This is a genomic window from Streptomyces himastatinicus ATCC 53653, assembly GCF_000158915.1.
GTDB lineage: Bacteria > Actinomycetota > Actinomycetes > Streptomycetales > Streptomycetaceae > Streptomyces > Streptomyces himastatinicus.
Genome location: NZ_GG657754.1, coordinates 9,473,313 through 9,480,200, shown reverse-complemented (window position 1 = coordinate 9,480,200; position 6,888 = coordinate 9,473,313). Strand labels below are relative to the sequence as shown.

At 68.9% G+C, this 6,888-nt stretch carries 4 protein-coding genes and 1 pseudogene; 3 read left to right on the top strand and 2 right to left on the bottom strand.

The genetic code is table 11. The features are described 5' to 3' along the window. Positions 1-23: 23 nt before the first annotated feature. Both SSOG_RS40100 and SSOG_RS40095 read right to left on the bottom strand, forming a co-directional pair. A complete protein-coding gene (locus SSOG_RS40100) occupies positions 24-1,619 on the bottom strand; it encodes a solute symporter family protein (RefSeq protein WP_009720038.1) in 1,596 nt (531 codons plus the stop codon). Continuing rightward, positions 1,616-2,011: a DUF485 domain-containing protein gene (locus SSOG_RS40095; protein ID WP_009720037.1), complete on the bottom strand. Its 396-nt coding sequence runs from the start codon at positions 2,009-2,011 to the stop codon at positions 1,616-1,618. Before SSOG_RS40095 ends, SSOG_RS40100 begins: the two co-directional genes overlap by 4 nt. Before the next feature lie 558 nt (positions 2,012-2,569). On the opposite strand from SSOG_RS40095, the pseudogene SSOG_RS40090 reads away from it, so the two are divergent. The 3 genes and pseudogenes from SSOG_RS40090 to SSOG_RS40085 all read left to right on the top strand — a co-directional run. Continuing rightward, a pseudogene (locus SSOG_RS40090) lies at positions 2,570-3,931 on the top strand (L-lactate MFS transporter); the annotation flags it as partial. Between the two features lie 132 nt (positions 3,932-4,063). Next, a complete protein-coding gene (locus SSOG_RS54380) occupies positions 4,064-4,207 on the top strand; it encodes an MFS transporter small subunit (RefSeq protein WP_167542538.1) in 144 nt (47 codons plus the stop codon). A gap of 61 nt (positions 4,208-4,268) precedes the next feature. Continuing rightward, a partial coding sequence (locus SSOG_RS40085; RefSeq protein WP_050800123.1) for a sensor histidine kinase occupies positions 4,269-6,888 on the top strand: 2,620 nt, incomplete at its 3' end.

The window sequence follows — 6,888 nt, the reverse complement described above, 5'->3', positions numbered from 1 at the left end:
CGGCCTCGTGGCGCGGGCTCCGGTCAGATCTTGCTGCCGATGCCGGTCAGCGCCCGTACTTCCATCTCCGCCTGCTTCTCGGGGTCCGCGGGGTCCTTGCTGAGGACCGTGCCGAGGAAGCCGCAGAGGAAGGAGAGCGGGATCGACACGATGCCCGGGTTGGTGAGCGGGAACCAGTGGAAGTCGACGCCCTTGAAGATGGCCGTCGAACTACCCGAGATCGCGGGCGAGAAGAGGATCAGGATGAGCCCCGACCCCAGACCGCCGTAGATGCTCCACAGCGTCCCCGTCGTGTTGAACCGCTTCCAGTACAGCGTGTAGAGGATGGTCGACAGGTTGGCGGACGCGGCGAGCGCCAGGGCCAGCGACACCAGGAAGGCCACGTTCTGGCCGTTGGTGACGATGCCTCCGATGATGGCCAGGAAGCCGACCGCGATGGCCGTCAGCCGGGCGACCCTGATCTCGGACCGCGCGTCGGCCTTCCCCTCCCGGATCACATTGGCGTACACGTCATGCGCGAAAGACGCCGAGGCGGTCAGGGTCAGACCGGCCACCACCGCGAGGATGGTCGCGAAGGCCACCGCGGCGACGATGCCCAGGAGCACCGCACCGCCGATCTTGAACGCGAGCAGCGGTGCCGCCGAGTTCTCGCCTCCGGGAGCCTCCAGGATCGCGTCCGGGCCGACCATCGCGGCGGCGCCGTAGCCGACGACCAGGATCCCCAGGTAGAACAGGAACATCGACCAGGAGCACCACACCACCGACCGGCGCGCCTCCTTGGCGTTCGGCACGGTATAGAAGCGCATCAGCACGTGCGGCAGGCTGGAGATGCCGAGGACCAGCGCCAGGGACAGCGAGACGAAGTCGAGCTTGTCCATCGCGCCGTCGCCGTACCAGCCGCCCGGTTCGAGCAGGCTCTTTCCCAGCGGGCTGCCCGCCGCCGCCTGGTCGAGGATCGCGGAGAAGCTGAATCCGAACTTGCCCACGATGAAGACGCTCATGAAGGTCACGCAGATCAGGAGCAGACCGGCCTTGATGATCTGCACCCAGGTGGTGCCCTTCATGCCGCCCACCAGGACGTAGAAGACCATCACGAGGCCGACGCCGGTGATGACGAGGGCCTGCCCGCCCTTGCTGTGCACATTGAGCAGCAGGGCGATCAGCCCGCCCGCACCGGCCATCTGGGCGAGCATGTAGAAGAACGTGATCACCAGGGTGGCGTTGGCCGCCGCCGCGCGCACCGGGCGCTGCTTCATCCGGTAGGCCATCACGTCGCCCACGGTGAACCGGCCGGTGTTGCGCAGCCGTTCGCCGACGAGCAGGAGGGCGACCAGCCAGGCGACGAGCCATCCCACAGAGTAGAGGAAGCCGTCGTAGCCGTGGACGGCGATCGCCCCGGAGATCCCGAGAAAGGACGCCGCGGAGAGGAAGTCGCCGGAGAGGGCGATGCCGTTCTGGACGCCGCTGAAGGCGCTGCCCGCGGCGTAGTAGTCGGCCGCCGTCTGGTTCCTGGTGGTGGCCTTGTAGACGATGAACAGCGTAATCAGGACGAATACGACGAATACGCTGACGTTGATGAGCGGGCTGCCGGTCGTCTCAGCCGCGATCTGCACTGTCATTCCTTGTCGGCCCCTGCCAACTCGCGCACCTTGTCCACCTGCGGGTCGATTTTCTTGTCGGCGAAGCCCCGGTACAGCAGGACGATCGTGATCGTCGACACGAACTGCAACAGGCCGAAGACGGTCCCCATGTTGACCGAGCCGAACACCTTACGGCTCATGAAACCATGACCGTACGCCGAGAACAGCGCGAACGTCATGTACCAGCAAAAGAAGAGCGCACTCATGGGGAAGACAAACCGGCGCAGCCTCTTACGAAGCAGGTCGAATTCCGGACTCTGCTGAATCGCGGCGAAGTCGGGCTCATCGCTTTCCGTGCCGCGGTCGGCGAACCCCGGCCCCGTGGCCCGCTCGGATGAAATAGGCGCGGGCGGCCGCACCGCTTTCGTCATGGTCCTCTCCCGGGAGTTTCGGGCAGGAGAATTCGTACGGATCTGCCTGCAATGGATGGTGGGGAGGAGGAGCACCCGCAGCCCCATGGCGGGGTCAGTGTAGTAAGGCGCCGGATGCCGTCAACGACCGGGGATGACCGGTGGACCGGCTCGACCGGGCTTGCACCGGAACCGCCCGGTCGCAGGTGACTGCAGGGCACATATGCGGCTACGACACGCTTGTGATCACCTGTCAGAACTTCTCGGGATGTGCACTTTTCCCGTTCCTTCCTCCTTTCGGCCCGTCTGACCTGGTGTCATGTGACGGCGGCGACCCCGAGCAACCGAACTTGCGGATATTTCGTGAACAGGGGATGCATGCAATGTGTCGATGTTGGAGGATGGCCCCATCTATGCGAACGTGTGGGAGGCTGCTCCGATACGGGGCCCGTGACGAAGTCCCGTCGTTGTTCCCGCTGATCAGCGTGCTCTACACTCGCCACCGCCCGGGACGTCTTTGACGTCTCCAGAAAAATGAGCCTGCGGCAATGGGTTCCCGAGGACGGAGGTAGGTAATCGGTGGGTTTTCTCGACCGCTCTCGCATTATCGCAGGGCCGGGGTGGAATCGATGGTTGATCCCCCCGGCGGCGCTTGCGATTCACTTCTCCATCGGCCAGGCATACGCCTGGAGCGTCTTCAAGACGCCGCTGGAGAAAGCCCTTGACATCTCAGGGACCGCCAGCGCACTCCCCTTCCAGATCGCCATCCTCGTCCTCGGCCTCTCGGCCGCCTTCGGTGGCACGCTCGTCGAGCGCAAGGGCCCCCGGTGGGCGATGTTCGTATCGCTCGTGGCCTTCTCCTCGGGCTTCCTGATCGCCTCGCTCGGCGTTGCCACCAGCCAGTACTGGCTGGTCATCTTCGGATACGGCGTCGTCGGCGGAATCGGCCTCGGCATCGGCTACATCTCGCCGGTGTCCACGCTGATGAAGTGGTTCCCGGACCGCCCGGGCATGGCCACCGGCACCGCGATCATGGGCTTCGGCGGCGGCGCGCTGATCGCCTCCCCCTGGTCGTCGCAGATGCTCTCCTCCTTCGGCAGCGACACCAGCGGCATCGCCCGGACCTTCCTGGTCCACGGCCTGGCCTACGCGGCCTTCATGACCCTCGGCGTCCTGCTCATCCGGGTACCGGCCGACGGCTGGCGTCCGGCCGGCTGGGTCCCCCGCGAGGAGACCGGGAAGCAGCTCGTCACGACCGCGAACGTGTCGGCGAAGAACGCGGTGAAGACCCCGCAGTTCTGGCTGCTGTGGATCGTGCTGTGCATGAACGTCACTGCGGGCATCGGGATCCTCCAGAAGGCCGCCCCGATGATCCAGGACTTCTTCCAGGACACCGACGCCCCGGTCAGCGCGACCGCCGCCGCCGGGTTCGTGGCCCTGCTGTCCCTGGCCAACATGACCGGCCGCTTCGTGTGGTCGTCGGTCTCCGACATGATCGGCAGGAAGAACATCTACCGCCTCTACCTGGGCGCGGGTGCTCTGCTCTACCTGACCATCCTGCTCGGGAAGAACAGCAGCACCGCGCTGTTCGTGGTCGCGGCCATGGTCATCCTGTCGTTCTACGGCGGCGGGTTCGCGACCGTACCGGCCTATCTGAAGGACCTGTTCGGCACCTACCAGGTCGGCGCGATCCACGGTCGGCTGCTGACCGCGTGGTCGGTCGCCGGAGTCGCCGGGCCGATCATCGTGGACGCCGTGGCGGACGCCGGGAAGAAGTCCGGGAACAGCGGACCGGGCCTCTACGCCGTGTCCTTCTACCTCATGATCGCGCTGCTGGTCGTCGGCTTCATCGCGAACGAGCTGGTGCGCCCGGTGAACCCGAAGTTCCACGAGCCGGAGCCGGTGGCGTCGGCCGAGCAGGCCGCCCCGGCCGAGCAGGGCGAAGCCCAGGACAAGAAGGACGAAGCCCGGGACGAGCAAGGCGAAGCCCGGGACGAGCAGGACGAAGAGGGCGGAGCCGACGGTGTACCGGCTGAGAAGGCCGTCCCGGCCGAGAAGGGCAAGGGGTAACTGATGGCTCACCAAGACGAACCTTCGCAGAGCGCGGCCGTGAAGTCGTCGCCCGTCCTGCTGGCCGTGGTCTGGCTGTGGGTGGCCATTCCCTTCGCGTACGGCCTCTATGAGCTCGCCATGACGAGCCGAAAGCTGTTCGAGTAGAGAGAAAGCGCATCGTGATACATCGCTGTGGCCAAGCCGCCCCGGGCGCGGAGCGCGTCTCGTGACCCCGGGCAGGCATGCGGCCGAGGTTGTGCGCGGCCCAGGGCTGTGGGCCACCATCGTGCAATGGCGAAACTGGCGGCTGCCGGTCAAGCTCGGCGCCGTGCTGGTGGTGCCCGCGCTGCTGGCCGTCGCCTTGGGCGTCGTCCAGATCCAACGGGAAGTCGAACGCGCCAACTCGTACGCGGACATGCAGCGGCTGGTCAAGCTGCGCTCCGGGCTGATGCCGCTGCTCGGGAGCCTCCAGGCGGAGCGGACCATGGCCGCCGATCAGCTGCGGGGCGGAGGGGGCACCGACGCGGCCGCGATGCGGCGCCAGGTCCGGTCCACCGACCGCGCCCGGACCGCCCTCACCGGCAGCACGAAGCGGGCGCCCCAGCTCGACGGCGCCGCGGGCAACCGCTATCAGGACGCGGTCAAGGCCCTGGGCGGGCTGACCGACGTACGCGAGCAGGTGGCGTCCGGCAGCATCAGCTCCCGGGCCGCGGTGAACGAGTACCGCACCGCCATCAACAGCCTGCTCGACCTGGACCAGGCCCTGGGCAGCCGGTTCGGCGAACCCAAGCTGTCCGGTCCGGCGTCGGCGCTGTACGACCTGGAGGCGGTCCAGGAGGAGGTCCACCTCCAGCATGTGACGCTCCTGGAGGCGATGAAGTCCGGGCAGTCGGGACAGTCCATGGACATGACCCTCGTGCGGGCGCTGGAGGAGTCGGACATCCGCCTCCAGGACAAGCTCGGCGACTTCCGGGCCGTGGCCACCCCCGCCGAGCAGAGCATGTACGAGCGGACCGTCACCGGAAAACTGGTGAAGCGGCGCGCGGACCTCGTACGCGGCGCGCTGTCCGGGTCGCAGGGGAACGGCGCCCAGCAGGGCGTCACTCCGCCGCAGGTGTCGACGGCCGAGTGGAACCGCAGCTCGGAAACCACCGTCAAGCTCCTCGGGAAGGTCGAGAAGAACCTCGCCCAGCAGCTGCGCGTGAACTCCGCCCAGTTGCAGGACCAGACCAGCAACCGCGCCGGTGCGTACTCCGTGGCCCTGCTCGCGGTGCTGCTGCTCGCGGGTTCCATCGGCTTCGCGATCGGCCGGTATCTGCTGCGGTCGCTGACCGTCCTCCGTTCCACCGCGCTCGACGTGGCCGAGCACCGGCTCCCGGCCGCCGTCTCCAGCATCCGTGAGGGCGAGAAGGCGGACACCTCGGTCAGCGCCGTGCCCGTGCACACCACGGAGGAGTTCGGGCAGCTGGCCCGGGCCTTCGACGCGGTGCACGGTCAGGCCGTGCGCCTGGCGTCGGAACAGGCCGCGCTGCGCGGCGACCTGCGGGACACCCTGGTCAACCTCTCCCGGCGCAGCCAGACCCTGGTGGACCGGCTGCTGCGCCTGATGGAGCAGCTCGAACGGCACGAAGAGGACCCGGACCAGCTGGGCCACCTCTTCCAGATGGACCACCTGGCGACCCGGATGCGGCGCAACAACGAGAACCTGATGGTTCTCTGCGGCAGCACACTGGTCCGCTCCCACGGTCAGCGCGTGCCGCTGGAGGACGTACTGCGTGCCGCGGTCTCCGAGATCGAGCACTACCAGCGCGCCGAGGTGCAGGCCTCTTCCTCCGTGGCGGTGACCGGCTACGTGGCCGGTGACCTCGCCCGGATCATCGCCGAACTGCTCGACAACGCCACCGCCTTCTCCCCGCCGGAGACCCAGGTCGTCGTCAGCACCACACCGCGCCGCGACGGCTCCGCGCTGATCGAGGTGCGCGACCAGGGCATCGGCATGAGCGGCGCCGACCTGGCCAAGGCGCACCGTCGGCTGGAGGCGACCACCTCCGAGGAGGCCTCGTCCTCCCGTCAGATGGGCCTGTTCGTCGTCGGCCGCCTGGCCAACCGGCACGGCATCTCCGTGAACCTCAGCTCGGATTGGGGTGCGGGCCTGCTCGCCGGTGTGCTCGTCCCGGCCAACTTGGTACCGGGGGACCGGCCCGACGAGGCTCCCCGGGGCGGGGGTCTGCCCCGGCGCACGGGGCCGTCGCCGACGGCTGCCAAGGCCTTCGAACCGGCGCGGCCGCGGCAGGAGTCGGGCCCCGCCACGACGGCGCCCGCGCTGCGCGAGTCCCCGAACGGGGCCCGCCCGGCGGTCACCGCCGACTCCGGTACCCGGTCCCCTGGTTGGGGCGGCCCCGAGCGGGCCGACGCCGCCGGGCCCGGTACGGACTCCGCGCTGCCGCGGCGGCTGCCGCGCCGCGCACCTGCCGGGACCGACGGCCCTGCCGGAAACGGGAACGGCAACGACAACGGCAACGGTGCCAACGGGACCGGCCGCCCCGGCCCGGTCGGCAAGGGCGCACCGGAGGGGTCCCGCAGCGGACCACCGCCCCTCCCGTCCAGGCCGTCCGCGCCGTCCGCGCACGACAGGGAGTCGGCGGACGGACCGGCCGCCCAGGATGCCCAGAAGGCCCGTCAGTCCGGGCCCGGCCTGGTGCCGCCGCAGCGGTCCGGCCCGGAACAGCAGCGCGGCTCCGGAGCGGACCAGCAGGGCGCCCCTCGCTCGCCGTGGTTCGCGCCGCCCGCATCGGATGCGGACGACGCGCCTCCGGCGTCGGCGCCCCGTCCCCCGGCGGCAGGCA

What these genes read in the sequence shown, in the direction of transcription:
- SSOG_RS40100 (WP_009720038.1), bottom strand. Translation starts at nt 1,619, where the DNA reads ATGACAGTGCAGATCGCGGCTGAGACGACCGGCAGCCCGCTCATCAAC.
- SSOG_RS40095 (WP_009720037.1), bottom strand. Translation starts at nt 2,011, where the DNA reads ATGACGAAAGCGGTGCGGCCGCCCGCGCCTATTTCATCCGAGCGGGCC.
- SSOG_RS54380 (WP_167542538.1), top strand. Translation starts at nt 4,064, where the DNA reads ATGGCTCACCAAGACGAACCTTCGCAGAGCGCGGCCGTGAAGTCGTCG.